The organism is Paraburkholderia tropica (assembly GCF_014171495.1).
In the GTDB taxonomy this organism is placed as follows: domain Bacteria; phylum Pseudomonadota; class Gammaproteobacteria; order Burkholderiales; family Burkholderiaceae; genus Paraburkholderia; species Paraburkholderia tropica.
Window position 1 is genome coordinate 1092543 of the sequence record NZ_CP049135.1, and the last position, 25213, is coordinate 1117755.

27 protein-coding genes are annotated in these 25213 nt (G+C 67.5%); 16 read left to right on the plus strand and 11 right to left on the minus strand.

What is annotated here, in order from left to right; genetic code table 11:
• Positions 1-260: 260 nt before the first annotated feature.
• Complete coding sequence (gene ppnP, locus G5S35_RS19675) at positions 261-581, plus strand: pyrimidine/purine nucleoside phosphorylase (protein WP_065057737.1); 321 nt, start codon at positions 261-263, stop codon at positions 579-581.
• Positions 582-667: 86 nt separating this feature from the next.
• Here the strand turns inward: ppnP and G5S35_RS19680 are convergent, their stop codons facing one another.
• From G5S35_RS19680 to G5S35_RS19695, 4 genes are read right to left on the minus strand one after another with little or no spacing between them, the layout of a single operon-like run.
• Complete coding sequence (locus tag G5S35_RS19680) at positions 668-1849, minus strand: enoyl-CoA hydratase/isomerase family protein (protein ID WP_183038883.1); 1182 nt, start codon at positions 1847-1849, stop codon at positions 668-670.
• 3 nt (positions 1850-1852) lie between these two features.
• Positions 1853-2638, minus strand: coding sequence for an enoyl-CoA hydratase (locus G5S35_RS19685; protein WP_183038884.1), 786 nt, complete (start codon positions 2636-2638; stop codon positions 1853-1855).
• Between the two features lie 25 nt (positions 2639-2663).
• On the minus strand, positions 2664-4388 hold the full coding sequence (locus G5S35_RS19690) for an AMP-binding protein (protein WP_183038885.1): 1725 nt from the start codon (positions 4386-4388) through the stop codon (positions 2664-2666).
• Between the two features lie 48 nt (positions 4389-4436).
• On the minus strand, positions 4437-5570 hold the full coding sequence (locus G5S35_RS19695; RefSeq protein WP_183039460.1) for an acyl-CoA dehydrogenase family protein: 1134 nt from the start codon (positions 5568-5570) through the stop codon (positions 4437-4439).
• Between the two features lie 258 nt (positions 5571-5828).
• Between G5S35_RS19695 and G5S35_RS19700 the strand changes: the two genes are divergently transcribed.
• The 4 genes from G5S35_RS19700 to G5S35_RS19715 all read left to right on the plus strand — a co-directional run bounded on the left by G5S35_RS19700 (position 5829) and on the right by G5S35_RS19715 (position 9781).
• Positions 5829-6830, plus strand: coding sequence for an AraC family transcriptional regulator (locus tag G5S35_RS19700; protein WP_237181456.1), 1002 nt, complete (start codon positions 5829-5831; stop codon positions 6828-6830).
• 101 nt (positions 6831-6931) lie between these two features.
• A complete protein-coding gene (locus tag G5S35_RS19705; protein ID WP_065057703.1) occupies positions 6932-7195 on the plus strand; it encodes a DUF4148 domain-containing protein in 264 nt (87 codons plus the stop codon).
• 498 nt (positions 7196-7693) lie between these two features.
• Entirely contained in the window at positions 7694-8995 is a 1302-nt protein-coding gene (locus G5S35_RS19710) for an NCS2 family permease (RefSeq protein ID WP_074981331.1), read from the plus strand.
• A 252-nt stretch (positions 8996-9247) separates the two neighbouring features.
• Positions 9248-9781: a cytochrome b gene (locus G5S35_RS19715; protein WP_065057701.1), complete on the plus strand. Its 534-nt coding sequence runs from the start codon at positions 9248-9250 to the stop codon at positions 9779-9781.
• Between the two features lie 128 nt (positions 9782-9909).
• Here G5S35_RS19715 and G5S35_RS19720 read toward each other — a convergent pair whose 3' ends face one another.
• Both G5S35_RS19720 and G5S35_RS19725 read right to left on the minus strand, forming a co-directional pair.
• Positions 9910-10203: a DUF1488 family protein gene (locus G5S35_RS19720; RefSeq protein ID WP_074981329.1), complete on the minus strand. Its 294-nt coding sequence runs from the start codon at positions 10201-10203 to the stop codon at positions 9910-9912.
• Between the two features lie 370 nt (positions 10204-10573).
• Positions 10574-10792, minus strand: coding sequence for a DUF2964 family protein (locus G5S35_RS19725; protein ID WP_065057699.1), 219 nt, complete (start codon positions 10790-10792; stop codon positions 10574-10576).
• Positions 10793-11121: 329 nt separating this feature from the next.
• Here G5S35_RS19725 and G5S35_RS19730 point away from each other — a divergent pair, with 329 nt between their 5' ends.
• From G5S35_RS19730 to G5S35_RS19740, 3 genes are all read left to right on the plus strand, one after another.
• Positions 11122-13182 (plus strand): sigma-54-dependent Fis family transcriptional regulator, encoded by a 2061-nt coding sequence (locus G5S35_RS19730; protein WP_237181382.1) that lies wholly within the window; start codon positions 11122-11124, stop codon positions 13180-13182.
• Positions 13183-13258: 76 nt separating this feature from the next.
• Positions 13259-14398, plus strand: coding sequence for a VIT1/CCC1 transporter family protein (locus G5S35_RS19735; protein WP_183038888.1), 1140 nt, complete (start codon positions 13259-13261; stop codon positions 14396-14398).
• Positions 14399-14484: 86 nt separating this feature from the next.
• The gene (locus tag G5S35_RS19740; protein WP_065057735.1) at positions 14485-14784 is read left to right on the plus strand and encodes a 2Fe-2S iron-sulfur cluster-binding protein; all 300 of its coding nucleotides are present in this window, start codon (positions 14485-14487) and stop codon (positions 14782-14784) included.
• Between the two features lie 148 nt (positions 14785-14932).
• Here G5S35_RS19740 and G5S35_RS19745 read toward each other — a convergent pair whose 3' ends face one another.
• Entirely contained in the window at positions 14933-15220 is a 288-nt protein-coding gene (locus tag G5S35_RS19745; protein ID WP_065057734.1) for a DUF4148 domain-containing protein, read from the minus strand.
• 353 nt (positions 15221-15573) lie between these two features.
• Between G5S35_RS19745 and G5S35_RS19750 the strand changes: the two genes are divergently transcribed.
• Positions 15574-15831, plus strand: coding sequence for a DUF4148 domain-containing protein (locus G5S35_RS19750; protein WP_065057696.1), 258 nt, complete (start codon positions 15574-15576; stop codon positions 15829-15831).
• A gap of 193 nt (positions 15832-16024) precedes the next feature.
• On the opposite strand, the gene G5S35_RS19755 is transcribed toward G5S35_RS19750, so the two are convergent.
• The 3 genes from G5S35_RS19755 to G5S35_RS19765 form a co-directional block, all read right to left on the minus strand.
• The gene (locus tag G5S35_RS19755) at positions 16025-16438 is read right to left on the minus strand and encodes a hypothetical protein (protein WP_183038889.1); all 414 of its coding nucleotides are present in this window, start codon (positions 16436-16438) and stop codon (positions 16025-16027) included.
• Between the two features lie 99 nt (positions 16439-16537).
• Complete coding sequence (locus G5S35_RS19760; RefSeq protein WP_065057694.1) at positions 16538-16732, minus strand: YqaE/Pmp3 family membrane protein; 195 nt, start codon at positions 16730-16732, stop codon at positions 16538-16540.
• Positions 16733-16768: 36 nt separating this feature from the next.
• Positions 16769-16963, minus strand: a complete 195-nt coding sequence (locus G5S35_RS19765) for a DUF1653 domain-containing protein (protein WP_373681580.1) — start codon at positions 16961-16963, stop codon at positions 16769-16771.
• Between the two features lie 473 nt (positions 16964-17436).
• On the opposite strand from G5S35_RS19765, the gene G5S35_RS19770 reads away from it, so the two are divergent.
• Positions 17437-17652, plus strand: coding sequence for a hypothetical protein (locus G5S35_RS19770; protein ID WP_065057692.1), 216 nt, complete (start codon positions 17437-17439; stop codon positions 17650-17652).
• A gap of 81 nt (positions 17653-17733) precedes the next feature.
• On the opposite strand, the gene G5S35_RS19775 is transcribed toward G5S35_RS19770, so the two are convergent.
• On the minus strand, positions 17734-18468 hold the full coding sequence (locus tag G5S35_RS19775) for a GntR family transcriptional regulator (RefSeq protein WP_110325973.1): 735 nt from the start codon (positions 18466-18468) through the stop codon (positions 17734-17736).
• Positions 18469-18647: 179 nt separating this feature from the next.
• Here G5S35_RS19775 and G5S35_RS19780 point away from each other — a divergent pair, with 179 nt between their 5' ends.
• The 6 genes from G5S35_RS19780 (at position 18648) to iaaH (ending at position 24963) form a co-directional block, all read left to right on the plus strand.
• On the plus strand, positions 18648-19913 hold the full coding sequence (locus G5S35_RS19780) for a cyanate transporter (RefSeq protein WP_183038890.1): 1266 nt from the start codon (positions 18648-18650) through the stop codon (positions 19911-19913).
• 279 nt (positions 19914-20192) lie between these two features.
• On the plus strand, positions 20193-20666 hold the full coding sequence (locus G5S35_RS19785) for a hypothetical protein (protein ID WP_124263377.1): 474 nt from the start codon (positions 20193-20195) through the stop codon (positions 20664-20666).
• 341 nt (positions 20667-21007) lie between these two features.
• Positions 21008-21736: an NADPH-dependent FMN reductase gene (locus tag G5S35_RS19790; protein WP_420874527.1), complete on the plus strand. Its 729-nt coding sequence runs from the start codon at positions 21008-21010 to the stop codon at positions 21734-21736.
• A 350-nt stretch (positions 21737-22086) separates the two neighbouring features.
• Complete coding sequence (locus G5S35_RS19795; RefSeq protein WP_065057687.1) at positions 22087-22314, plus strand: transcriptional regulator; 228 nt, start codon at positions 22087-22089, stop codon at positions 22312-22314.
• Positions 22315-22461: 147 nt separating this feature from the next.
• Positions 22462-23382 carry a ferritin-like domain-containing protein gene (locus G5S35_RS19800; RefSeq protein WP_183038892.1) on the plus strand — a complete coding sequence of 307 codons (921 nt, stop codon included), beginning with the start codon at positions 22462-22464 and terminating at the stop codon, positions 23380-23382.
• 117 nt (positions 23383-23499) lie between these two features.
• Positions 23500-24963 carry an indoleacetamide hydrolase gene (gene iaaH / locus G5S35_RS19805; RefSeq protein ID WP_065057685.1) on the plus strand — a complete coding sequence of 488 codons (1464 nt, stop codon included), beginning with the start codon at positions 23500-23502 and terminating at the stop codon, positions 24961-24963.
• The last annotated feature ends 250 nt before the right edge of the window (positions 24964-25213 follow it).

Here is a 25213-nt window from a genome sequence, read left to right on the forward strand (position 1 = left end):
ACATGTTATTTTTCTGTAAACACTGATTACCGAATATTCAGCGGCGAGGGCGTTGGGGATCGTCGGCGATGGCAAGGCGCGCGGCACGCGCAGGCCGGAATTCATGGCGAAGATGAGTGGCAGGCGACCGTTCGGCGCTGACCGGGCGGCCATGTCAGGACGCGCCGGGAGCCGGTATGATGGCGGGCCGCGCTTCGCGCGCCGCCCTGCGCGGCGAGGCGCCCACGCATTCATTCACGACGACTCAGAGGAAGACCGCCATGACGGCAGCAACGCAATTCGACCAGGTTTCCGTAATCCGCAAGGCCAACGTGTACTTCGACGGCAAGTGCGTCTCGCACACGGTGCTGTTCGCGGACGGCACGCGCAAGACGCTCGGCGTGATCCTGCCTGGCCAGCTGAACTTCGGCACCGACGCGCCCGAGCTGATGGAAGTGCAAGCCGGCAAGTGCCGCATCCGTCTGGACGGCAGCGACGAATGGAAGACGTACGCGGCGGGCGAATCGTTCTCGGTGCCGGGCAAGAGCCGCTTCGACATCGACGTGGTCGAAACGCTCGATTACTGCTGCAGCTATCTGTGAACGCAGCGAGCGTGTAAGCGCGCCGCGCTCAGACAAGAACGCCCGCCGTGCCTTGCGCACGGCGGGCGTTTTTCATGGTGTCGCAATCACGCGCCCAGATCCGCCAGCGGATGATCCTCCGCGCGCCACGGCGAGGCGAGAAAATGCTGCACGCGCGGCTCGCGCAAGTCGGCGAGCGTCGCGGGCGACCAGTGCGGCGTGCGGTCCTTGTCGACGAGATGCGCGCGCACGCCCTCGCAGAAGTCGCCCTCCTCGATCGCGCGCACGACGATGCCCAGCTCCATGCGAAAGCTCTCCGCGAGCGTCGCATGACGGCCTCGCAGCAGCGCCTCGCGCGTGACTTCGAGCATCGTCGGCGAATAGTGCGTGAGCGCGTCGAGCGTGGCTTCGAGCCAGGCGCGTGCGTCACCGGGCGGCGCGCCTTCGAGATCGGCCCGCAGCGAAGCGACGATCTCGCCAACGCGCGCCTGCCGGTCGAAATGCCGCGCGATCAGCGGCTCCCGCGCGGCGAGCGGACTCGCAATCGCGTCGTGACCTGACGTCTCGAACACCTGCCGCAGCCCGTCGTACACGCCGCCGTCGAACGACACCTGCGCGAGCCGCGCCTCGTAGCCGTCGAGCCAGTCGCCCGGCACGCAGACATCGGCGAGATGCAGATGCAGCGCGTCGGCGCCATTGAGCAGCGCGCCGGTGAGCCCCACATACAGCTCCATGTGCGCGGGCATGCGAGCGAGAAAATGCGTCGCGCCCACGTCGGGCAACAGGCCGATGCGCGTCTCCGGCATCGCGATCTTCGTACGCGTGGTCGCCACGCGCAGCGACGCCGCCTGACCGAGCCCCATGCCGCCGCCCATCGTCACGCCGTCGAGCAGCGCGACGACCGGTTTGTCGAAGGTATGCAGCGCGTAATCGAGCCGGTATTCGTCGACGAAAAACTGCTGCCAGCCCTGTTCGCCGAGCCGCTCGCCCGCGCGTGCGAGCCGGTCGATCGCGCGCACGTCGCCGCCCGCGCAAAAGCCCTTCGGACCCGCGCCTTCGAGCACGAGCGCGACGACCTCGGGATCGTGACGCACGCGTTCGAGCAGCACGGCCAGCTCGCGCACCATCGCATGCGAAAGCGCGTTGAGCGCGGCCGGACGATTGAGCGTGACGATCGCGACGCGATTGACCACGCGAACCAGTACCTCGCTTTGTTCAGGCGATAGGGCTTCCGTTTGCGCGGACGTTCCCACCGCTGCGTGCCGCACGGCTTCCGGACGTGCATTCATGACTTAACTCTCCATTTCACTGTGCCAGCGCGGTTTGCGCTTCTCGAGAAAGGCGTTCACGCCCTCGCGCTGATTGGGCGAATCGAACAGATCGACGAAACGCTCGCGCTCGACCGCCAGCGCCGCGCCGCGCGGCACGCCGTTGCGCGCCTGATGGATCAGCGCCTTGCTCGACGTGACCGCGTGCGGACTCAGCCCGGCGACGCGCGCCGCCATCGCGAGCGCGGCCTCGCGCGCGCCGCCCTGCGGCACGACTTCTTCGACGAGACCGATGCGCAGCGCCGTGGCCGCATCCACGCGCTCGCCCGTGAGAATGATGCGCTTGGCCCAGCCGTCGCCGACGAGCCAGGGCAGCGTCTGCGTGCCGCATCCGCACGGCAGCAAACCCACGGCGGGCTCGGGCAGCGCGAGTTGCGCCTGTTCTTCTGCCACGCGGATATCGCACGCCAGCGCGCATTCGAGCCCGCCGCCCATCGCATAGCCGTTGATCGCCGCGATGGTCACCGCGCGCGCGTTTTGCAGCGTTTCGAAGGCCGCTCCGAACGCCGTGGCCGCCGTGCGCGCGACTTCGCGGTCGCCATCGGCGAAAGCGTTCAGATCGGCGCCCGCGCTGAAAAACTTCGGCCCGCTGCCGGTGATGACGATGGCGCGCACCTGCGCCTCGCGGTCGAACGCTTCAATGACCTGCTGAAGCTGACGCAAGCCATCGACGGTGAAGGCGTTCGCGGGCGCGCGCGTAAGCGTGACGAGCGCAACCGCGCCCTCGTGCACGTATTCGAATTCGATCATGGCGTGACTCCGTGCAGGCGCGGACCTAACCGCGCAGTTCGGGGAAATCCTCTTCCCAGTATTCGTCGGGCTGGCGCGCGGTGTCGGGCGTGCGATCCATCTCGCGGCGACGCAATTCGACGCGGCGGATCTTGCCCGAAATCGTCTTCGGCAAATCGCTGAATTGCAGCCGGCGAATGCGCTTGTACGGTGCGAGTTTCTCGCGCGAAAAACGGAACACTTCGCGCGCGAGATCGGGGCCGATCTCGTAGCCCTGACGCACGATCACGAACGCCTTCGGCACCGAGAGACGCAGTTCGTCGGGGCTCGGCACGACGGCCGCTTCGGCAATCGCTTCGTGCTCGATCAGCACGCTTTCGAGCTCGAACGGACTGAGCCGGTAATCGGACGATTTGAACACGTCGTCGGCGCGACCGACGTAGACGTAGTAGCCGTTTTCGGCGCGCATCGCCACGTCGGACGTGTGGTAGTAACCGTTGCGCATGGCGTACTCGCTCGCCGTCGCGTTGTTCGCGTAGCCGGTCATCAGGCCGAGCGGACGCAGCGTCGAATCCGGCCCGAGCGGCAGCGCGATTTCGCCTTCGTTCACGGGCTGATCGTCGGGATCGACGAGTTCGACGCGATAGCCCGGCAGTGGCCGCCCCATCGAGCCGGCCACCACGGGCTGGCCCGGCGAATTGCCGATCTGGCAGGTGGTTTCGGTCTGGCCGTAGCCGTCGCGGATCGTGATGTTCCAGGCGTGACGCACGCGCTCGATGATCTCGGGATTGAGCGGCTCGCCCGCCCCGACGATCTCCCGCAGCTTCACCGGATAGCTCGCGAGCGGCTCCTGAACGAGCATGCGCCACACGGTCGGCGGCGCGCACAGCGTGGTCACGCCGCATTGCACGATCGCGTTGAGCGTCTCTTTCGGCACGAAGCGCGCGTAGTTGTAGACGAACACGCAGGCCTGCGCATTCCACGGCGCGAAGAAGCAGCTCCACGCGTGTTTGGCCCAGCCTGGCGAGCTGATGTTCCAGTGCACGTCGCCGGGCACGAGGCCGATCCAGTACATCGTCGACAGATGGCCGACCGGATAGCTCTGATGCGTGTGCTCGACGAGCTTCGGCTTCGAGGTCGTGCCGGACGTGAAATAGAGCAGCATCGGATCGCTCGCGCGCGTCGGGCCGTCGGGCACGAACGCGGCGCTGGCCTCATAGGCGCGCGACAGATCGATCCACGGCGCGCCGACGTCCGGCGCGCCCACCGCGATGCGCTTCACGTTCGCGTCCAGCGTGTCGAACTTCGCGAGTTCCGCCGCATCGACCACGACGTATTGCGCGCCGCCCGCCTCCACGCGCTCGCGCACGTCGTCGGGCGAGAGCTGTGTGGTGGCGGGCAACACCACGGCGCCGAGCTTCATCGCCGCGAGCATGACGTCCCAGAGTTCGACGCGGTTCGGCAGCATCAGCAACAGACGATCGCCGCGTCCCACGCCCTGCTCGCGCAGGAAATTCGCCACGCGCGCCGAGCGTTCGGCCATCTGCGCATACGAATACTGCGTGCCGCCGCTTGCGAGATCGTCGACGATCCAGAGCGCCGGATTCGCGTTGCCGCGCGCGATCACGTCGAAGTAATCGAGCGCCCAGTTGAAGGTGTCGAGCTTCGGCCACGCGAATTCCGCGTAAGCGCGCGCGTAGTCGGTGCGGTGACGCTGCAGCAGATCGCGTGCGTCGATGAAGGCCTGCGCGGAAGGGGTGAACCCGGTCATCGTCGTCTCCAGTTGCTATCGTTATTTATTTAGCCATCCTTTCCATCTTCAAAGCTGCCGCGCGATCACCATGCGCTGCACTTCGCTCGTGCCTTCGTAAATCTGCGTGATGCGCGCGTCGCGGTAATGACGCTCGACCGGATAGTCGTTGAGAAAACCGTAGCCGCCGTGAATCTGAATGGCGTGCGAGCACACTTCTTCGGCCATTTCCGAGGCGTAGAGCTTCGCTTGCGACGCCTCCGACAAACACGGCTTGCCGAGCGTGCGCAGACGCGCCGCGTGATGCACGAGATGGCGCGCGGCGTTGAGGCGCGTATGCATGTCCGCCAGCATGTTGGCCACGCTCTGATGCTTGATGAGCGGCTCGCCGAACTGCACGCGTTCGTGCGCATAGGCGCGCGCCGCATCGAAGGCCGCGCGCGCGATGCCGAGCGCCTGCGCCGCGATGCCGATGCGCCCGCCTTCGAGATTCGACAGCGCGATTTTCAGGCCCTCGCCGCGCTGGCCGAGCAGGTTCGCTTCGGGAATCGCGCAATCGGTGAAGGTGATCGGACAGGTGTCCGAGGCGCGAATGCCCATCTTCTTTTCGGGCGGGCCGACGTTGAAACCGGGCGTATCCGTGGGCACGACGAACGCGGAAATGCCGCGCTTGCCCGCGTCCGGGTCGGTGACCGCGAACACGATCGCGAGGCTCGCGCGCGCGCCGTTGGTCACGAACTGCTTGTTGCCGTTGAGCACCCACTGGCCGTCGCGCAGCTCGGCGCGCGTGCGCAGATTGTTCGCCTCGGAACCGGCCTGCGGCTCGGTCAGGCAGAACGCGCCGATCATCTCGCCGCTCGCGAGCTTCGCGAGCCAGCGGTCCTTCTGCGCGTCGGTGCCGTACTGGAGGATCGGCCCGCAGCCCACCGAGTTGTGCACGCTCATGAGCGTGGCGCACGAGGCGCAGCCGGCGGCGATCTCTTCCATCGCCAGCGCGTAGGCCACGTAATCGGTGTACGAACCGCCCTGCTCCTGCGGCACGATCATGCCGAGCAAACCCAGTTCGCCCAGTTGCGCGACGACGTCGTCGGGCAGTTTGCCGTCGCGGTCCCATTGCGCCGCTTGGGGCGCGAGGCGCTCGGTCGCGAAATCGCGCGCGGCGTCGCGGATCATGCGCTGATCTTCGGTGTAGAACTCGTCCATGTTTGTCCCCTTCATGTTTCGTGCCGTGCGGCGCGTGGCGTGCATCGGCGTCGCTCACAGCCTCGTTGCCACTGTGGCCCCGGCTGCGCACCACTGCAAGGCTCGCGAAAAGTTTAGGCATCGGCGCACCGGCATTCGATGCCCGCCACGATCAAACTGACTGAGCGGATTTACCATATCGTCTGCGACAACCCCACCGGAGGCCAGTCCTTGCAGTCAGGGAAAACCAGCAGAGTGAGCGAAAAAGGCACGATCGCGATGAGTCTCGTCAACGAGACGCTGGCGCTCGCGCGCGCCCAGGGGCTCGATGTGTCGCCGGTGCTCGACGCGGCGGGTATCGGCGCGGACCTGCTCGACGCGCCGCGCGCCCGCGTGAGCGCGGCGCAATACGGCGCGCTGTGGTCGGGCATCGCGCGCGCGCTCGACGACGAATTCTTCGGCCAGGACGCGCACGCCATGAAAAGCGGCAGTTTCGTCGCCATGACGCACGCGGCGCTCGGCGCGCGCACGGGCCGTCAGGCGCTGCAGCGCGCCATCCACTTCATGCGCCTCGTGCTCGACGACCTCGCGGGCGAAATCGACATCGACGCCACGCGCGTGCGCGTCACGCTCGTCCATCGCGCGGGCACGCGGCCGCCCGCGATGTTCGCGTACGCGACGTGGTTCATCCTCGTCTACGGCTTGCTGAGCTGGCTGGTCGGGCGGCGCATTCCGGTGGTGGCGGCGCGCTTTCGCTGCGCGCCGCCCGCGAACGCGCACGAATACCAGTCGATGATCTGCGACGACATCGGCTTCGATCAAGCCGAGTCGTGGTTCGACCTCGCGCCCGCGTTTCTCGACCTGCCGGTGATCCAGACCGCCGGTTCCGCGCGCGCGTTTCTGCGCAACGCGCCGGGCAATTTCGTCGTCAAGTACCGCAATCCGGGCGCGTTCGCGGCGCGCGTGCGGCGGGCGCTGCGCGCCCTGCCCGTGGGCGCGTGGCCGGACGCCGACGCCATCGCGCGGCTGCTCAATGTCGCGCCCGCGACGCTGCGGCGACGGCTGCATCAGGAAGGCCACAGCTGCCAGACGATCAAGGACGAACTGCGCCGCGACCTCGCGCTCGCGGCGCTGCAAGACCCCGCGCGCGCGGTCGCCGACGTGGCGGCCGCCGTCGGCTTCGCCGAGCCGAGCGCCTTTCACCGCGCCTTCCGCAAGTGGACCGGCATGCGTCCCGGCGAATACCGCCAATCGCGCGAACGCGCCGTGGGGCGGGGCTGAATCCATGCACGCGGCATAACACACAGACTCAATCGCACCTTTCGATTATCGGGATACCGTCTATACTTTTAAGGGTTATCCCTAATACGAAAGGCTTCATCATGAACACCGTCACACGTGCCGCGGTCGGCGTATTCGCCGCCGCGTGCTGCTTCGCTTCGCTGCCGGCCTCGGCGCAGAGCTACAACCCCGCGCAGCCGATGACACGCGCGCAGGTGCGTGCGGATCTCGCCGAGTGGCGCGCCGCGGGCTACGATCCGCTCGACTGGATCGACTACCCCGAAAACGCGCAACGCGCGGGTGCCATCGTCGCGCAACGCCGCGCGGCGCACGCAGCGGGCGTCATGCCGCAATCGGCGCAGTAAGCGAGCGCCCGGAAGAAAACAGGAGCAGGCGCGCCGCCGCACGCGCGCGCCGGACCCGCTCCCGGCGGGCATGACGGTCTGCCCCTCAAAGGCCGACCGGCGCGTGAAATTTGTGTCCGGAATCGTTGATTTCGCGACTGCCGTGCGATCGCGTTTGTCCGCGCGCACCGCCTGACGATCTTCACCGCATGACGCGCCAATACCCGCCGGTACGCGACGACACGCTCCGACGCGCTCCGATACACGCGGACCCCGACCCGTTTCCCCCGCCGCACGGAAGTTGCGCGCGAATCCCTTTCTATCCTTACAGCACGCACTGTTGCAGCGCTTCCACGCGTTTCGCAACGGCATTTCTGCGCGGCGCGGACAATTGTTTACAATCCCGCCCGTAACCGCTTCAACCACACGATCCGCGCGATCCGGACGCGCCCCGCCGCCCGTCCGCCGACGCCGATCCCAACAACAAATCAACCGCTCGATTCTCAAGGCCCAACCTTCATGGACGCCATCAAACGCTATTTCGGCTTCGAAGAGGCAGGCACGAACCTGCGCACCGAAGTGCTCGCCGGCATCACCACCTTCCTCACGATGGCCTACATCATCTTCGTGAACCCGGCGATCCTCGGCGACGCCGGCATGCCGAAGGAATCGGTGTTCGTCGCCACCTGCCTCGTCGCGGCGCTCGCGTCGATCGTCATGGGCCTGTACGCGAACTATCCGATCGCGCTCGCGCCCGGCATGGGCCTGAACGCGTACTTCGCGTACGCGGTGGTCAAGGGGATGGGCTTCACGTGGCAAGCCGCGCTCGGCGCCGTGTTCATCTCGGGCTGCCTGTTCTTCATCGTCACGCTGCTGCGCGTGCGCGAGGCGATCATCAACGGGATTCCGCACTCGCTGCGGGTGGCGATCACCTCGGGTATCGGCCTGTTCCTCGCGATCATTTCGCTGAAGACCTCGGGCGTGATTGTCGGCAATCCGGCCACGCTGGTCTCGCTCGGCAATCTGCACGACCCGCACACGATTCTCGCGATCATCGGCTTCTTCGTGATCGTGACGCTCGACGTGCTCAAGGTGCGCGGCGCGATCCTGATCGGCATCGTGGGCGTGACGGTTCTGTCGTTCTTCTTCGGCGGCAACCAGTTCCACGGCATCTTCTCGGCGCCGCCCTCGATCGCGCCGACCTTCCTGCAACTCGACATCAAGGGCGCGCTCTCGACCGGCATCCTGAACGTCGTGCTGGTGTTCTTCCTCGTCGAACTGTTCGACGCGACCGGCACGCTGATGGGCGTCGCGAACCGCGCGGGCCTGCTCGTGCACGGCAAGATGCACCGTCTGAACCGCGCGCTGCTCGCGGACAGCACCGCGATTCTCGCGGGTTCGGTGCTCGGCACCTCGTCGACGACGGCGTACATCGAAAGCGCCTCGGGCGTGCAGGCGGGCGGCCGCACGGGCATGACCGCGCTGACCGTGGCCGTGCTGTTCCTCGCCTGCCTGTTCGTCGCGCCGCTCGCGGGCGTGGTGCCCGCCTACGCAACCGCGCCGGCGCTGCTCTACGTTTCGTGCCTGATGCTGCGCGAACTCGCCGACCTGCCCTGGGACGACGCCACCGAAGTCGTGCCCGCCGCGCTCACCGCGCTGGCGATGCCGTTCACGTACTCGATCGCCAATGGCGTCGCGTTCGGCTTCATCTCGTACGCGGGCCTGAAGCTGCTGACGGGCCGTCTGCGCGACGTGCGCCTGATCGTCTGGATCATCGCGGCGGTGTTCCTGTTCCGCTACTTCTACCTCGGCGGCGAATGACGCTGATGACACCGGCGACGCGGGCCCGGTCAGCCGCGTAACGCGCGGCGGCTGTTGCACGTGTTCAGCGCGAAACGAAACGGGCGGCCTCGGGGCCGCCCGTTTCGCGTTTACGTCCGCGCGGCGCGGCGCTTAGAGACCACTCGCCGGTAGCCACATCAAGCTAAACGGTCATGCAGCCGCACGCCATCGCGCTGGCTACTTATCATAGGGAATTCACACCAGAACGATCCCCGCACAAAGGAGCCGCCCGTGGCCAGTTACCCCGCCGCCGCCGAACGCTATTCGAAGCCCGCCATCTTCTTTCACTGGGTCATTTTCCTGCTCGTCGCACTGGCCTATCTGGCGATCGAAATACGCGGCCCGAAAGGCTCGGACAGCCGCGCGTTCTGGAGCAACGTGCACTTCTGGTGCGGCACGCTGGTACTCGCGCTCGCCGTGCTGCGGCTCCTGTGGCGGCTCTGGCACGGCGCGCCGCAAGACATCGACTCGAATCGCGTGCTCACCTTCCTCTCGCGGCTCGTGCATCTGGCGCTCTATCTGTTTATCTTCGTGCAGCCGCTGCTCGGCATTCTGATGATCAACGCCGGCGGCCGCCCGGTCACGCTTGCGGGCATCGACCTGCAGATCGTGCTCGTGGGCGCCGACCCCGTTGCGCGCCAGTTCCTGAAAGGTGCGCACGAACTCATCGGCAACGCGTTCTACTGGGTGATCGGCCTGCATGCACTCGCGGCCATCGCGCACCATCTGGTGTTCCGCGACAACACGCTGCGCCGCATGATCTGAGGCGGGGTCCGAAAACGGCCACGCGCCCGTCCGGCGGGCGCGTGGCGTAGTGAGTCGCCGGAACGTGATCTCCGGCGTTGCGCGTGGATTTCAGCGCATTATTCAGGCATCAATCAAACATCGAGCGCTCAAGACAGCATCCCGTGCGCCTGCACGAAACGCACGTAGCCGCTGCGCAGCGTCAGGCACTGCGCGCGGGTTTCCGAGAGCAGCCGGCGCGCGACCGCCTCGATGTTCTCGCGATGATGGTCGAAGGCGTCGAGCATGTCCTCGGCGCGCGTCGACGCCGCGCCGTAGTGATCCTCGAGCGCCGCCGCCGTGATCGTACATTCGACCCTCTCCCCATCGATCATCGCCGGAAACGCCAACGTCAGTGCGCGTCCCGAGTACTCAGGGACTTCATTCGGAAACTGGATCTGCATGGGAATGCCTCAGGTTGAGAGGGTCTGCGGGCCGCGCCATCGTCACGCTACGTTGCTCCTCCACGGCTTGCGCGCGGGTCAAAACACCGACCGCCGCGGGTGCCGTCTTGCGCGACACGTTTGCGGCGGTTGATTGGATTCACTGTAGGACACTTCCTGCGGCCTGCAAGGTCGACTTTGTCACACGGGCGAAACCTTCGTCGCGGCCCGATTCTTGCCGCTGCCGCTGCGAGCGTTGGCGCGTGCAGCATCGCATTCAGGATCGCGTCGGGTTGCACGCGCACACGCCCGCTCCCGCGCCGGCTCCGTGCGGGCGCATGCTGCATCGCAACGATCGTCGCGCGCCAGTGCAACGTGACGACTCGCAACGTCACGACTCGCGATGCTGGCGATGCTCGATCTCGAGATCCTTCGGATGCACGGTCAGCATGGCGACGAACACGGCGATGCCGCCCCCGACCGTCGCCATGCCGTAGACCACGAAGTCGTGCCTGTCGAAGAGCAGACCGTGAATCGCTGCCGCGAGACCCGCCAGCGCGACGAAGACGGCGAGCGCCGCCACCAGGATCCTGAATTCGCCATAGACCATGACGCACTCCCCTAGGGAGCCGCGACGGCCCGACATCCATCCGCCCACCACCCGCTGCGCCGCCGCCGGAACGCGCGCGAGGCGCATCCCTTCCTTTATCCTGGCACTCGCGCGCATAAAGGCAAGCAGTGGCAAACAGCAGCAAGCAGCGACAAGCGGCGCGTGCGGGCCGCGCTCCCCTCGGCACAAACCGGCCATCCCTATGCGCCGAAACGCCCGGATTCGCCCCGATGTGGCGCGCGCGCGCCTTCCTGTACCATGAGGCGAGGCATCACGGCGCGCGCCGGCTTGTTGCGGCGCAGCGCAGCCACACAAGATTGGAGACACGAGTGACCCGACGCCCCTCCGTCACCGTCAAGCCGCCCGAGGCGGCGCGCGCGGACACGATCGCCCAGGCGCATGCGCGCTCGCTGGCGCTCGGCCTGCGCGCGGGCGAAGCGCCCGACTTCCAGCCGCTCGGCGGCGCGGACCTGCGCGACCTGCTCGACGCGAATCGCACGCTCTACCATCAGGCGCGGCCCGTGATGGACGCGCTGCACGCGCAGATCGTCGATACCGAAAGCATGGTGGTGCTCACCGACCGCAACGGCGTGATCCTGCACAGTCTCGGCGATACCGATTTCGTCGAGAAAGCGCGGCGCGTGGCGCTGCGTCCGGGCGTCTCGTGGGCGGAGCGCGACCGCGGCACCAACGCGATCGGCACGGCGCTCGTCGACGCCCAGCCGACCATCGTCCATGCGGGCGAGCACTTCCTGCGCGCGAACCACATCCTCACCTGCTCGTGCGCGCCGATCGCCGATCCGTGGGGCCGCACGCTCGGCGCGCTCGACGTGAGCGGCGAATCGCGCGGCTTTCACAAGCACACGCTCGCGCTCGTGCGGATGTCGGCGCAAATGATCGAGAACCATCTGTTCAACATCGAGTTCGCCGATGCCGTGCGGCTGCAATTTCATGCGCGCGCGGAGTTCATCGGCACGCTCTATGAAGGCCTCGCCGCCTTCGCGCAGGACGGCACGCTGCTGTGCGCGAACCGCAGTGCGCTGTTCCAGTTCGGCTCGCCGCTCGCCACCCTGCAATCGCGCGGCTTCGACGCGCTGTTCGGCCAGCCCTTCGCCGCTTTCATGCAGCAGCTCGCCCGCGCGCGTGGCGAGCCCGTCACGCTCACGCTGCCGAGCGGCGTGCGCGTGGTCGCGCGTGGCACGTTGGGCGCTTCGGCGTTCGGCGCGCCGTCGTTCGGCCAGTCCGCAAGCGCGTCGAACCCCGCGCAGGCCGCACAAGCCGCGCGCGATATCGCACGGCCCGCGCCCGCGAGCGCACGCGTCGCCGAAACGGCCTGGCAGCCGACGCTCGCCGATCTCGACAGCGGCGACGCGCGCGTGTCCGCCGTGCTTCAACGCGTCGCGCGCGTGCGCGGCCGCGACATCGCCGTGCTCGTGCTCGGCCGCACCGGCACCGGCAAGGAATGGCTCGCACGGGCGCTGCATCAGGATTCGCCGCGGCGCGACGCGCCCTTCGTCGCGCTCAATTGCGCGGCGCTGCCCGACTCGCTGATCGAAGCCGAACTGTTCGGTTACGAGGAAGGCGCGTTCACCGGCGCGCGGCGGCGCGGCAGTCCCGGCAAGATCGTGCAGGCGCACGGCGGCACGCTGTTTCTCGATGAAATCGGCGACATGCCGCTCGCCCAGCAAGTGCGCCTGATGCGCGTGCTGCAGGAGCGCGCGGTCGTGCCGCTCGGCGGGGCGCGGGCGGTGCCGGTCGATCTGCGCATCGTCTGCGCGACGCACCGCGATCTGCGCGCGATGATCGCCGAAGGCAGCTTCCGCGAAGATCTCTATTACCGCATCAACGGGCTCGCCGTGACGCTGCCGCCGCTCGCCGAGCGCAGCGATCTCGACGCGCTCATCGCCCGCGTGCTCGCGCGCGTGCGCGCCGAGGCACCCGACGCGCCCACGCGCCTGACGCCTGCCGTGCGCGCGTGTTTCGCGCGCTGCCGCTGGCCGGGCAATCTGCGCCAGCTCGCCAATGTGCTGCGCACGGCCGCGATTCTCGCCGAGGGCGAAGACGCCATCGACATCGTGCATCTGCCTGAGGATCTGCTTGCCGATTGCGCGTCTGAGTCTGGGTCTGGGTCTGCTTCGAAGTCGGAGTCGGAGTCGGAGTCGGAGTCGGTACGAACATCCGTCCACGCCGATGAATCCGCGCATCGCCACCATGCGCACGCACAAGACACGCGCGAGGACAACGGCGACGCGCGCCCCGAACGTCTGGCCGACTGGCAAGCGCATCTGATCGACGACGCGCTGTCGCGCCACAGCGGCAACGTGTCCGCCGCGGCGCGCGAGCTCGGGCTCGCGCGCAATACCGTCTACCGGCACCTGCGGCGGCGCTAGCCGCGCGCGTGCAGCGATACCGGTATTCGCGCGCCGCCAGGGTAAGCTTCGCGACAACGCTTTTCCCCCGCGCGACATGGCCTCCGCCCAGGAACTCAAACGCTACCGGCGCAATCTCGCCGACGAACTCGACAGCGCCGCCGTCTACGACACGCTCAGCGCCTGCGAGCAGGACACGCGGCGCCGCGCGATCTACGCCGAACTCGCCGCCTCCGAACGCGAACACGCCGACATCTGGCGCAGCAAGCTCGCAGCCAACGGCGTGCGGGTGCGCACGCATCGGCGCAGCGCGAAGACGCGGCTGTTGCAGACGCTCACGTGCGCGTTCGGACCGTCGCTCGTCCTGCCGACGGTGGCCGCCGCCGAGTACGCCGACCGCGACCGCTACGCGCGCGAACCCGGCGCCGAAACGCTCTCCGCGCAGGAGCAGGAACACGCGGCCATCGTGCAATCGATCGTCGAGAGCAAAGGCGCACGCGGCGCGCGCGGCCGCACGAAAGGCGAGCAGATCGCGGCGGCCGAGTCGTGGCACAAAGGCGCGACGCGCGGCAACGACCTGCGCGCGGCAGTGCTGGGCGCGAACGACGGACTCGTCTCGAACTTCTGCCTGATCATGGGCGTCGCGGGCGCGGGCAGCGCGAGCCGCACGATCCTGCTGACGGGACTCGCCGGACTCGTGGCGGGCGCGTGCTCGATGGCGCTCGGCGAATGGCTCTCCGTGACGAACGCGCGCGAACTGGCGCGCACGCAGCTCGCGAGGGAAGCCGACGAACTCGAACACACGCCCGACGCCGAGCGTCACGAACTCGCACTGATCTACCAGGCCAAGGGCGTGGACGCCGACGAGGCGCGCCGCGTCGCCGCCCAGATCATGCGCGACAAGGACGAAGCGCTCGACACGCTCGCGCGCGAGGAACTCGGCATCGATCCGAAGGAACTGGGCGGCAATCCGTGGTCGGCGGCGGCGGTGTCGTTCTGCCTGTTTTCGCTCGGTGCGGCGTTTCCCACGGCGGCGTTTCTGTGGGCGCACGGCACGGCGGCCATCGTGCAGAGCGTGGCGCTGAGCGCGCTCGGGCTGGCGGCCGTCGGCGTGTTCACCTCGCTGTTCAATGGGCGCAGCGCGGCGTTTTCCGCATCGCGGCAAATCGTGATCGGTCTCGCCGCCGCCGCGTTCACGGCGGGCGCGGGGCGTCTGCTCGGCGTATCGATATCATGAGCGCCGACAACAACCCGCGTGGCTTCGCGCAGGAGACCGAAGCATCGACAGCACCGGAACGTGAACCTCAACACGAAGTCACGCCCGTGCCGGCTGTATCGACAATACCGGTCGTGCGCGTGGAACCGCTCGGCGCGACCTTCGAAGCGCCGCCCGAACTGACACTGCTGGAAGCCGCTTCGTTCGCGGGCATTCGCCTGCCGCGTCTGTGCCGCAACGGCACGTGCCGCACGTGTCTGTGCCGCATCGTCAGCGGCGAGATCCGCTACACGATCGAATGGCCGGGCTTGTCGCGCGAGGAAAAGGCGCAGGGCGACGTGCTGACCTGCGTGGCCGTCGCGCTCACCGACCTCGTGCTCGACGTGCCCGACGCCGAATTGGCCTGAATCAGGCCGCTTTGGCCGGATTTCGCCCTTTTTGCGCGCTGTTATCCACTTCCGCGCCGATTATTCCGATTCATGAAAAAAACCGGCCCGCGATTCGAGATCGCGGGCCGGTTTCTGTGTACGTGGCGAAAGCGCTTCGCCTGACGGCTTATTGACCGCCGAAGTACACCGATTGCGGACCTTTGCGCGCGGCTTCGGAGACGTAGCCCGCACCGGCCATCGACGTGCTGCTCACGCCGCCGTACGCGCTGTTGCCCTGCGTGACGGGCGCGGCGACCGTGGCGGCGCCGGCGTTCTGGTTACGGCTGGTCTGCTGGAATTCGACGAGCTGCGCGCGCACCTGATCACGCGTGAGACCCTGTTCAGACTGTGCAAACGCGGCCAGCGGCGCGGCGAAGGCAGTGGCGATGACAACGGCTTGAATGAGCGACTTCATGATGACCTCCGGATTGTTGGAATCGCCCGGCATGTCGCGGCACCAGGGCCGGCATCGAGCGTTGAGTGGATTCTAGGCAAGCGCCAGTTCCGGATATATGGCGAATCAGGCGATTTCCAGTTGCGGATTTCGCAATAATCCCGCGCGCGATGCGAAATGATCTGACACCTAAACAATGCGCCGTTTTAAGCGATCGCCGAAATAATTAGACGAATTGGCGGGACGATTGTTGTCGCCAGGAGAACACTGAATTCGTTTGGTAGGTATTTACCCTAGGCTCACGGTCGCCTACATTGTCGCCATGGGTCAAGGCGTCGCGCCGGCCCGCTAAAAAAGAACCGGAGGTCATCGTTATGAAGTCGCTTCTCAAGGCCGCAATCATCGCCGCCATCGTCGCCGCCCCGGCGGTTTCGTTCGCCCAGTCGCAACAACCCGTCACGCGCGCTCAAGTCCGCGCCGAACTCGCGCAACTGCGCGCAGCGGGCTACGATCCGAGCGACTGGATGCACTATCCGGAAAACATTCAGGCTGCCGAAGCCAAGATCGCTGCCGAAAAGGCCAACACGGCTTACGGTCCGTCGACCGCCGGCACGTCGCAGTCGGGTCAGTAAGTTTTGACGCGCGGTCGCTGACAGGTCAGGCAGCGCGCCGCGTCCAGATGTGAATCAGGCCCGCCGCTCTTTTGAGCGGCGGGCCTGATTTTTTTCGGACGATACTTAGAGACTAGGGACGGGGGCTTGCCGGCGTCACAGCCTGGCGAGGCTTCCCGAAATTCCCGAGGTGTGCCTCTAAAAGCCCGTCGGCTTAACGATGACCACCGCCTCCGCCGCCATGACCGCCGCCGCCACCGTGGCCGCCTCCCCCACCACCACCGTGGCCACCGCCACCGCCGCCGCCGGGCGGACCCCACTGACCGCCGTGTCCTCCGGGACCACCTGGCCCGCGCCCGCCGCCGGGGCCGCCATGCCAGCCGCCCGGGGGCGGTCCGCCATGCGGCCCACGCGGGCCGCCGTGCCAGCCGCCGCCACGGTAGTAATCACCGCCGCCGCCCCAGATGCCGATATTCACGCTGCCATAAGCCGGCGCCGCATACCCCGGCGCGTAGCCGTAGTCGTAATAGCCGGGCTGGCCGTAGCCGTATCCATAGTCGTAACCGGGCGCCACGGCGCACCCCGCGAGCAGGGCGACGGCGCCCACCATCAGCGCATATTTAAGCATGACCGAATCTCCTTTCCATATGTAAGAAAGTGGAATCAGTCTTAAGTTCTCGCTGAATTGTGAGCGCGCATTACGGGTGTAACCGCGCGACGCGAAACATCAATTGCGGCGGCCGAACGCGTCGTTGATCTTGCGATCGGTTTGATACTGGCTCAGCGAATACACGGCCCAGATGGCCGCCGGAATCCAGCCGATCAGCGTGATCTGCAGGATCAGGCAGATGATGCCCGCGAGCGGACGGCCAATCGTGAAGAACAGCAACCAGGGCAAGACCAGAGCAATCAGTAGACGCATCGTGAGCGGACCTCGTGTGGTGTGAAAAAAGTGCGTTCAGTTGACGGGCGCGAAGCGCGGCACGAGCGCGCCATCGACTTCGACCAGCTCGAAAAACACGGATTCGGGCCGCGTCCAGATCGTGCCGTTCGCGGCGCGATACACGATCATCGTGACCGACGGATCGGACTCGAGCGTCGCTTCGCAAACCAGTTCGTAAATGCCGCCTTTGTAGTGCCGGTAGCGCACCATCGTCATGTTCCTTTTTCGTCGATGTACTTCGATTGCGCCGTCACGTTCGCGGCGCGATCGGCGTAGTGTATCAATGGAACGCGCGCACGTAGCGCGACGCCTTGCGGCGCACGCAAGATCCCACGCCGCGAACTTCATCCCGGTTAATACGTAGTCCAGATAAATTATCGACGACGGCGATTAGTTCGCGGTCAATGCGCTCGGCCAGGCGCCGGTGCCGGCCTTCTCACCGTGCCGAACCGGGCGCCGTATGCGGGCATCGACCTCGCGCGCCGGCCGGCCGCCGCGCGGGCGATCGTAGCGGATCTGGAGCGGCTCAAACGCGCACGCGACCAGAAAAAATGACCCGCGTGACGGCGGCGAGGCTGCGCATCGACGCAAAAAAACCAGCACGAGATTATTTTGACGCGCTGGCAGCGGTCTTTTTGTCGTGCGATAACCACTTAATCGCCACACTCGCCGGAGCCATCGCGATGGCCACGCTCGAAGCTTTCCGCACCGTACTCGACGATCCGCATACCCCCGAGATCATCCGCAATCACATTATCGATTCGCTGCAATATGCGCTGCGCAATCACGGCCAGATCTTCGCTTCGAAAGAAGTCGAATGGCTCGCCACCTGGGACGACGCGCGTATTCCGCTCGCCGCGACCAAGGAATTGAACCGGCGCGTGGCCGAAACGCGCTAAGCGCGTTCATTGCTCATGCGCCAAGCGCGTTCGTTGCTCATGCGCTGAGCGCGCCTCTGCGACGCGCAGGGCGCGCGGCCGCTACGGAGCCAGCCCGGCGAACACTGCCTTCAGGTCGAGGCCCGCGCGCGCACGCGCCTGCTTCACCACCCGCGCCTCGATTTCCGCCAGATGCTCGCGCATGGTCGCGAGCGCAGCGTCGCGCTCGCCCGCTTCGAGCGCGGCGATGATCTGCGCGTGCTCGTCGGGCGCGCAGGTGGTGGCCTTGTTCGGATCGAACAGCGCCTTGTACAGCTCCGTCTTCGCGACGAGCTGCGCCAGCGCGGCTACCAGTGCCGTGCCGCCCGCGATCTCCGTCAGCACCAGATGAAACTGGCCCGCGAGGCGCACCGCTTCGTCCACGCGGCCGTCGCGCAGCGCCTTCTTTTCGCTGCGCACGTGGGCGGCAAGCGCGCGGCGCGCACGCGCATCGAGCGCGCCGCACAGGCTCGTCACCACGCCCGCCTCCACCACCTGCCGCGCGCGAAACGCCGCGCGAATATCGTCCTCGGACGGCGACGGCACGAACGCCCCGCGATTCGGTTCCATCACGAGCTTGCCTTCGTAGCCCAGCCGCGCGAGCACCTTGCGCAGCGCGCCGCGCGTGCAGCCGAACGCCGCCGCGAGCTCGCGCTCGACGAGCTGCTGGCCCGGCGAGAGCTTGCCTTGCAGCAGCGCCGAATTGATCGACGCGTAGACGAGGGCTTCGACGTCGTCGGATTCGTCGTCGGTCTGGGGCGGGAGGGGCGGCGTGATCGAGCGGGTTCGGGATGCCATGAGCGTGGGTGCGATTTGACTTGCGGACAGGATCAGGCCGCATTGTAGCGACGCGCGCCCCCGGACGAAACCAGGCGGCGCATGGCCGTTGCGTGATACCCGGGATAGCCGGGAAGATCAGATTGTTGACAATCAATCTGTATAATGGTCAACCAAATATAGCAGATAAGGTTGACCGCATGTCACTTCGCCAGGACCCTTCCCGCGCCTCGCCGCCCCACGCCGACGGAAAAGCCGCCCTCGTCTGGTACGCGACCATCGTCGCGATCGGCCTGAATCTGCGGCCCTTGCTCACGTCGATCAGCCCCCTCATGGCGACGATCCGGCACGACACCGCGCTGTCGTTCTCGGGCGCCTCGCTGCTCACGAGCCTGCCCGTGGTGGCGATGGGACTCGGCGCGTTCGGCACCGGCTGGCTCGCGCGCCGGCTCGGCGAAACGCGCGGCGTGGCGCTCGGCCTCGTCGCGATTGCGGCGGCAGTCGGGGCGCGCGCGGTCGCGGCGTCGGGCGTCGCGCTCATGCTCACCGCCGTGGCGGCGGGCGCGGGCGTCGCGGCCATCCAGGCGCTGCTGCCCGCCGTCATGAAGCAGCGTTTCGCGCACCGCGTGCCGCTCGCGATGGGCCTCTTTTCCGCGTCGATCATGGGCGGCGGCGGCCTCGGCGCGAGCCTCAGCCCGCTCGTCGCACGCGCGGGCGCGTCGTGGCACGGCGCACTCGCGATCTGGGCGCTGCCCGCCGTGGCGGCGCTCGGCCTGTGGCTCGGAATCAATCGCGGCAAAGGGGCGAACCGCGCGCAAGCGGCGGCGCACGCAAGCACGCAAAACCACGCCCACGTGCCGGTCTGGCGCAAGCGCCGCGCATGGACGCTCGGGCTGCATTTCGGCCTCGTCAACGGCGGCTATACGAGCCTCGTCGCGTGGCTGCCCGCGTATTACCAGCAGCATGGCGCAAGCGTCGAGGCAAGCGGCTCGCTGCTCGCCGCCATGACGGTCTTCCAGGCCGCCAGCGCGCTGCTGCTGCCGCTCGCGGCCGCCCGTTTCACCGACCGCCGTCCCTGGCTGATCGCCGGGCTCTGTGCACAGTGGATCGGCGTGGCCGGTCTCGCGGCCTGGCCCGAGGCCGCGCCGCTGCTGTGGGTCGCGGCGGCGGGCGCGGGCCTCGGCGGCACCTTCTCCGTCACGCTCGTCACCGCGCTCGATCATTCGGGCGATCACCGCATCGCGGCTCGCCTCGTCGCGTTCGTGCAGGGGCTCGGCTTCGTGATCGCCGCGCTCGCGCCGCTCGTGGCCGGACGCGTGCGCGACCTGAGCGGCAGCTTCACGGCCGCGTGGGTCATGCTCGCCGTCTCCATCACCGCGATGATCGTGCTCACGCTCGCGTTCTCGCCGCGCAGTTATGGGCGATGGCTCGGCATCCACGGACCGGGCGCGCTCGACGCAGCCTGATCTCTCTGCCTGGCCCGGCGGCGCAAACGCACCCAAAAATCGCGAAAAAATACCTTGCACCGCCGCGCCCGCGCGCTCGGCGTATCCGCGCAACAGCGACGCGCGCATTTGCCTCAAACGTTTGCATTCACCGCTGTACGAATGTACAGTGCGTGCAGCCGGCCATCCGTGCCGCCCGGTTGCCGTACCGGGCACCGCCGCCTTCGGGCGTGCCCGCCAGCCCGCGCTTTGCGGGCCGGTGCGGTCGGCGGGGCAGTTCATCAAAACGGAGATCACGACGTGCGATTCATCTTGACGGGGAGCTTGTTGTGCGCCCTCGCATCCACCGCGCTCGCTGGGGAACACTACATCGAGATCTGGAATCCGCCCGAGGCCCGCACGCCCGGGGCGCATCCCACGACGACCGACAAGAAAGGGCACGGGCATCACGGCGCGAAGCACAAGCTCGCCAATAACGACCGCCTCGGCACGCGCAAGGTCGCCGAACCGGCGCTGCGCGCCTCCGCGCCCACCGTACCCGTGCTGCCGGGCTCCACGCCCATGCTCACGAAGCCGGAACCGGGCACGCTGCCCGCCATTCCGCCGCAGATCGGCCCCGACGGCAACGTGCTGCAAGTTGGCTACGCGGTGTCCGCGCGTCGCGCGCAAAGCCCGCTGATGGCGCTGCCCACGGTGCAGGTCGCGCGTCCGTCGATGCAGGCCGCCACGCCGTCCGCCGCGCAATCCTCCGCCGCTTCGCGCGCGCCGCAGTAAAAGCCACCCGCGAAGCCACCCGCGCCGCCTCATTTCCTGGACGCAAAAAAAGCGGCCCCGCCACCTTGCGGTGCGGGGCCGAATCCCATGTCAAGGAGATGTCATGGAGGAGACGGTTTCATCGTACCGATGACCCGCTCGCGTCCCAACCAATGCTTTCGCATATGCATATCGCGCGCGTACCCCAGGTGCGAACCCGCCGCGACGGCATATGGTTAGAACAAAAAGTCGTTTCGCGCCGCGCGGCGCGCTCACTAAGATGACTGTTCCGGCCTGATTTAAGCCGCCCCAGCATCGGGCATCAGGCACCCGGCGAATGACCCGCGTTGCCGCGCGCCGTCATGCTTCGCACGCCCGCCCATCGCCATTTCGAGGAGCACCCCTTGAGCACTTCCGATTCCAGACACCGTCCGCTCGTGGTCGGCATTGGCGGCACGACGCGCGCCGCGTCGTCGACCGAGCGCGCGCTGGCCTTCGCGCTGCGCGGCGCGGAAGCCGCCGGCGCCCGCACGCAACTGTTCGACGGCACCTTCCTGCACAGCCTGCCGCACTACGCGCCCGAAAGCCCGACGCGCACCGACGCCCAGCTCCAGCTGATCGAAGCCGTGCGCGCCGCCGACGCCGTGATCATCGCGACGCCCGGCTATCACGGCGGCGTGTCCGGCCTCGTGAAGAACGCGCTCGATACGCTCGAAGAACTGCGCGGCGACGCGCGTCCGTATCTCGACGGCCGCGCGGTCGGCTGCATCGTGACCGCCTACGGCTGGCAGGCCGCCGGTTCGGTGCTGACCTCGCTGCGCTCGATCGTGCACGCGCTGCGCGGCTGGCCGACGCCGTTCGGCGCGGGCATCAACACGCTCGAAACGCGCTTCGAAAGCGCGCACGAATGCTCGGACCCGAAGGTCGTCGATCAGCTCTCGACGGTCGGCCAGCAGGCCGCGCAATTCGCGCTCGCGTTCAATTCGCGCCACACGGCGTCGCAGACCGGTGCGGCCCTCGCCGCCGCCGCCGGATCGAGTTCGTCGACCCAGCCCGCACGCAACGAAGACCGCCTGAGCGTCGCCGTCTGAACGGCTGACCGGCGGAGCGTCTGACCACGCTCCGCCGACTGTCTGAAGCGTCCGCGCCGCGCGTGGACGCTTCCCGCTCCAATCTCCCCCGCCGGACTCGCCGCGCGCTGTGCGCGCCAGCGCACGTATGCACGCGCATTGCGTCGGTCATCCCACAGACGGCGCATTGTGGCGACCGCACATTGAAGCCGCATACGCGAACCCGCTCTGCGCGAATCCTCATGCAGTTCCCGCTGCTGATCGTTGCAGGCCGGACGTGATTTGCTTGCGACGAATGATTGGTTCCGCCCGCGCAGGGGTGTCACTACGCTTGGGCCTGTTTACGCAAGCATCGACAGGATTCAGTGGCCATGCACGCAACCCTTCGCTACAAAGGCTACGAAGTCGCGCCCAGTGCGCAGCGGCTTCCGAACGGCCTGTACGCCGCCAATCTGACGATCGGCACGCTGCCGAGCACGCGCCCGCGCGCGCACCGCTCGTTCGACGCGCTCGATTACTTTTTCGACGAGCGCCACGCGCTCGCCTACGCGTGCCGATGGGCGCGCATGTGGATCGACGAACAGCGCCGCTGCGCCTGATCCGGCCCGAATGAACGACGAATGAAGCACGCTTGAAGCGACCATCTACGGTCGTCGCCAGCCGGTTCCGGCCTGCGCGCGCCAAGGCAGGATTTCTTACGAATGTGACAGAATAGGAGTCATATCACTGTCATTTTTACTGTATCCATGTCCGAAACCCTGACGCATCCAGAGGTAGGCGGCGATCACCTCACCGACCAGGACGCCGCGCTGCGTCGCTGGACTCACGACACGCCAGGGCCCATCAAGATCGGATCGGACGAACATCGCAAGATGTTCTGCCGGATGTTGCTCGACACCCACGATCCGTACCGTCCCGCCGTGCTCGACTGGCCGAAGCTCGAAGCCGATGCGCTGCGCCGCCTGACGTCGCTGCCGATCTGGGATATCGCCGTGCAGACCGAAGGCCGCGCGTCGATCCGCGTGAAAACCTACGCCGCGACCGTGACCGAACCGCTGCTGCGCGAAGCCATCGAAATGGACGGCGACGAGGAAGCGCGCCACAAGGTCGTGCTCTCGCATCTGGTGCAGGCCTACGGCATCGAACTCGCGCCCGAACCGCATTACGCGCCGCCGAAAGACGCCGAATGGGCGTGGATGTTCACGGGCTACAGCGAGTGCATCGACAGCTTCTTCGCCTTCGGCCTGTTCCGCTCGGCGCAGCGTTCGGGCTTCTTTCCGGCGGAACTGGTCGAGACCTTCGAGCCGGTGATCCAGGAAGAAGCGCGCCACATCCTGTTCTTCGTGAACTGGGTCGCGTGGTATCGCAAGACCATGCCGTGGTGGCGCCGTCCGTGGCACTCGCTGCGCGTCGGCGCAATCTGGATCAAACTGATATGGGACCGCGTGGCGATCGCGCGCGGCATCGACGCCGACGGCGTGGCGCACGACTCGAACTTCCTGCCCGCGAACCGCGAGGTGCTCGGCGACGCGCTCAAGCCGCGCGAAATGATCGAACTGTGCCTGAAGGAAGACACCGACCGCATGAGCGGCTACGATCCGCGCCTGTTGCGTCCGACGCTCGTGCCCGCGCTCGCGCGGCTCGCGCTGCGCTTCATGAAGCGCTAGGCGAAGACGTCCGCACCGGCGCGCACGGTTTGCGCGATTGCGCGATTGCGCGATTGCGCGATTGCGCGATTGCGCATGATTGCGCGCGCCCGCCGCGCCGCACAAGGAGGAGACTGCATGACCTGGACTGTCGACCAGCAGCTCGAATTGACCGCGACGCAGGCCGTCGACGCGATCCGCGCGGGCCGGCTCAAAGCCGCCGATTACGTCGCCACGCTGATTGCGCGTGCGCAGGCGCTCCAAAATCTCAACGCGCTGACCACGCTCGACGTGGAAGGCGCGCTCGCGGCGGCGCAGCGCATCGACACGCTCGGCGCCGCGGAACGCGCGCATCTGCCGCTCGCGGGCCTGCCCGTGGTGGTGAAGGACAACATCAACACGCGCGGACTGCAAACCTCGGCGGGCACGCCCGCGCTCGAAGGGTTCGTGCCCGCGCGCCACGCGCCGTCGGTGCAGCGTCTCGTCGATGCGGGCGCGATCGTGCTCGGCAAGGCCAACATGCACGAGCTGGCGTTCGGCATCACCAGCACGAATCTCGCGCCGCATGCGGGCCCCGTGCGCAATCCCTGGGATCCCGAACGAATTCCCGGCGGCTCGTCGGGCGGCACGTCCGCCGCCATCGCGGCGCGCATCGTGCCCGCGGGACTCGGCACCGATACCGGCGGCTCCACGCGCATTCCGGCCGCGCTCTGCGGCATCGTCGGCCTGCGTCCGAGCGTGGGCGACGGCGGCACGCAGCGCCGTTATCACGATCCGCAAGCCGTCGTGCCGATCAGCCATACGCGCGACACCGTGGGCCCGATGGCGCGCACGGTCGCCGACGTGGCGCTGCTCGACGGCGTAATCACCGGTCACGGCCCGCTCGCGGAAGCGGCCGTCGCGAATCTGCGCATCGGCTTGCCCGCGCCGTTCTGGGAAGGCCTCGAAGCGGCCACCGAAACAGTCTCGCGCGCGGCGCTCGCGAAGCTCGCGGCGGCGGGCGTGACGCTCGTGCCGATCGACATGGGCGACATCTTCGCGCTCAACGACCGCGTGAGCCTCGCGATCGCGCTGCACGAACCCATCGACGATCTGCAGGCGTGGCTCGCGGCCAATCACGCGCCGGCGCGCAGCGTGGCCGAGGTGGCGGCGCGCATCGCCAGCCCCGATGTGCGCGAGGCCTACGATGCGATCCTCGCCGACGCGCGCGGCAGCGACTATCAGACCGCGATGACCGTGTGGCGTCCGCGCCTGCAGCAGCGCTACGCGCAGACCTTCTCCGCGAAGGGGCTCGACGCGCTGCTGTTCCCGACCACGCGCCTCGCCGCCGTGCCGCTCGACGAACTGAACGGCTCGTCGCGCGTGTCGATCGACGGCGGCCCGCCCATCGACGAGATGGAGGCCTATCTGCGCAACACCGATCCCGCGAGCAACGCGGGCATTCCGGGGCTCGCGCTGCCGTCGGGTCTCGTCGAAGGTGACAACGGGCCGCTGCCGGTCGGCCTCGAACTCGACGGACCGGCAGGCAGCGACCGCCGCCTGCTCGCCATCGGTCTCGCCTTCGAGCGGATTCTCGGCAGCCTGCCCGCGCCCGCCCTCTGAGCACGACGGCCCAGTTTTCTTTCGCTCGACTTCCGCTACGCTTACGCCTTTTCGGCCGTGCGCCGTCAGTCGTAAGTGGCGTCGGCGCGGCCTGCGCCGACTATTGGTGCGACAAATTGGCGCACCAGATCGGCCAGACCTCGGCTAAACCCCTGCACAGCGTCTCCCGCTCACATTGCAACGCCGCAATCTGACGCACGCCGCCGCACGCAAAGCGCATCGCCGCTACAATGAGAACAGTTCTCATTTC

Bases quoted from the DNA above. Each gene is read 5' to 3' on its own strand.
- ppnP (WP_065057737.1), top strand. From the start codon at position 261: ATGACGGCAGCAACGCAATTCGACCAGGTTTCCGTAATCCGCAAGGCC.
- G5S35_RS19680 (WP_183038883.1), bottom strand. From the start codon at position 1,849: ATGAATGCACGTCCGGAAGCCGTGCGGCACGCAGCGGTGGGAACGTCC.
- G5S35_RS19685 (WP_183038884.1), bottom strand. From the start codon at position 2,638: ATGATCGAATTCGAATACGTGCACGAGGGCGCGGTTGCGCTCGTCACG.
- G5S35_RS19690 (WP_183038885.1), bottom strand. From the start codon at position 4,388: ATGACCGGGTTCACCCCTTCCGCGCAGGCCTTCATCGACGCACGCGAT.
- G5S35_RS19695 (WP_183039460.1), bottom strand. From the start codon at position 5,570: ATGGACGAGTTCTACACCGAAGATCAGCGCATGATCCGCGACGCCGCG.
- G5S35_RS19700 (WP_237181456.1), top strand. From the start codon at position 5,829: ATGAGTCTCGTCAACGAGACGCTGGCGCTCGCGCGCGCCCAGGGGCTC.
- G5S35_RS19705 (WP_065057703.1), top strand. From the start codon at position 6,932: ATGAACACCGTCACACGTGCCGCGGTCGGCGTATTCGCCGCCGCGTGC.
- G5S35_RS19710 (WP_074981331.1), top strand. From the start codon at position 7,694: ATGGACGCCATCAAACGCTATTTCGGCTTCGAAGAGGCAGGCACGAAC.
- G5S35_RS19720 (WP_074981329.1), bottom strand. From the start codon at position 10,203: ATGCAGATCCAGTTTCCGAATGAAGTCCCTGAGTACTCGGGACGCGCA.
- G5S35_RS19725 (WP_065057699.1), bottom strand. From the start codon at position 10,792: ATGGTCTATGGCGAATTCAGGATCCTGGTGGCGGCGCTCGCCGTCTTC.
- G5S35_RS19735 (WP_183038888.1), top strand. From the start codon at position 13,259: ATGGCCTCCGCCCAGGAACTCAAACGCTACCGGCGCAATCTCGCCGAC.
- G5S35_RS19745 (WP_065057734.1), bottom strand. From the start codon at position 15,220: ATGAAGTCGCTCATTCAAGCCGTTGTCATCGCCACTGCCTTCGCCGCG.
- G5S35_RS19750 (WP_065057696.1), top strand. From the start codon at position 15,574: ATGAAGTCGCTTCTCAAGGCCGCAATCATCGCCGCCATCGTCGCCGCC.
- G5S35_RS19755 (WP_183038889.1), bottom strand. From the start codon at position 16,438: ATGCTTAAATATGCGCTGATGGTGGGCGCCGTCGCCCTGCTCGCGGGG.
- G5S35_RS19760 (WP_065057694.1), bottom strand. From the start codon at position 16,732: ATGCGTCTACTGATTGCTCTGGTCTTGCCCTGGTTGCTGTTCTTCACG.
- G5S35_RS19765 (WP_373681580.1), bottom strand. From the start codon at position 16,963: ATGGTGCGCTACCGGCACTACAAAGGCGGCATTTACGAACTGGTTTGC.
- G5S35_RS19770 (WP_065057692.1), top strand. From the start codon at position 17,437: ATGGCCACGCTCGAAGCTTTCCGCACCGTACTCGACGATCCGCATACC.
- G5S35_RS19775 (WP_110325973.1), bottom strand. From the start codon at position 18,468: ATGGCATCCCGAACCCGCTCGATCACGCCGCCCCTCCCGCCCCAGACC.
- G5S35_RS19780 (WP_183038890.1), top strand. From the start codon at position 18,648: ATGTCACTTCGCCAGGACCCTTCCCGCGCCTCGCCGCCCCACGCCGAC.
- G5S35_RS19790 (WP_420874527.1), top strand. From the start codon at position 21,008: ATGCTTCGCACGCCCGCCCATCGCCATTTCGAGGAGCACCCCTTGAGC.
- G5S35_RS19795 (WP_065057687.1), top strand. From the start codon at position 22,087: ATGCACGCAACCCTTCGCTACAAAGGCTACGAAGTCGCGCCCAGTGCG.
- G5S35_RS19800 (WP_183038892.1), top strand. From the start codon at position 22,462: ATGTCCGAAACCCTGACGCATCCAGAGGTAGGCGGCGATCACCTCACC.
- iaaH (WP_065057685.1), top strand. From the start codon at position 23,500: ATGACCTGGACTGTCGACCAGCAGCTCGAATTGACCGCGACGCAGGCC.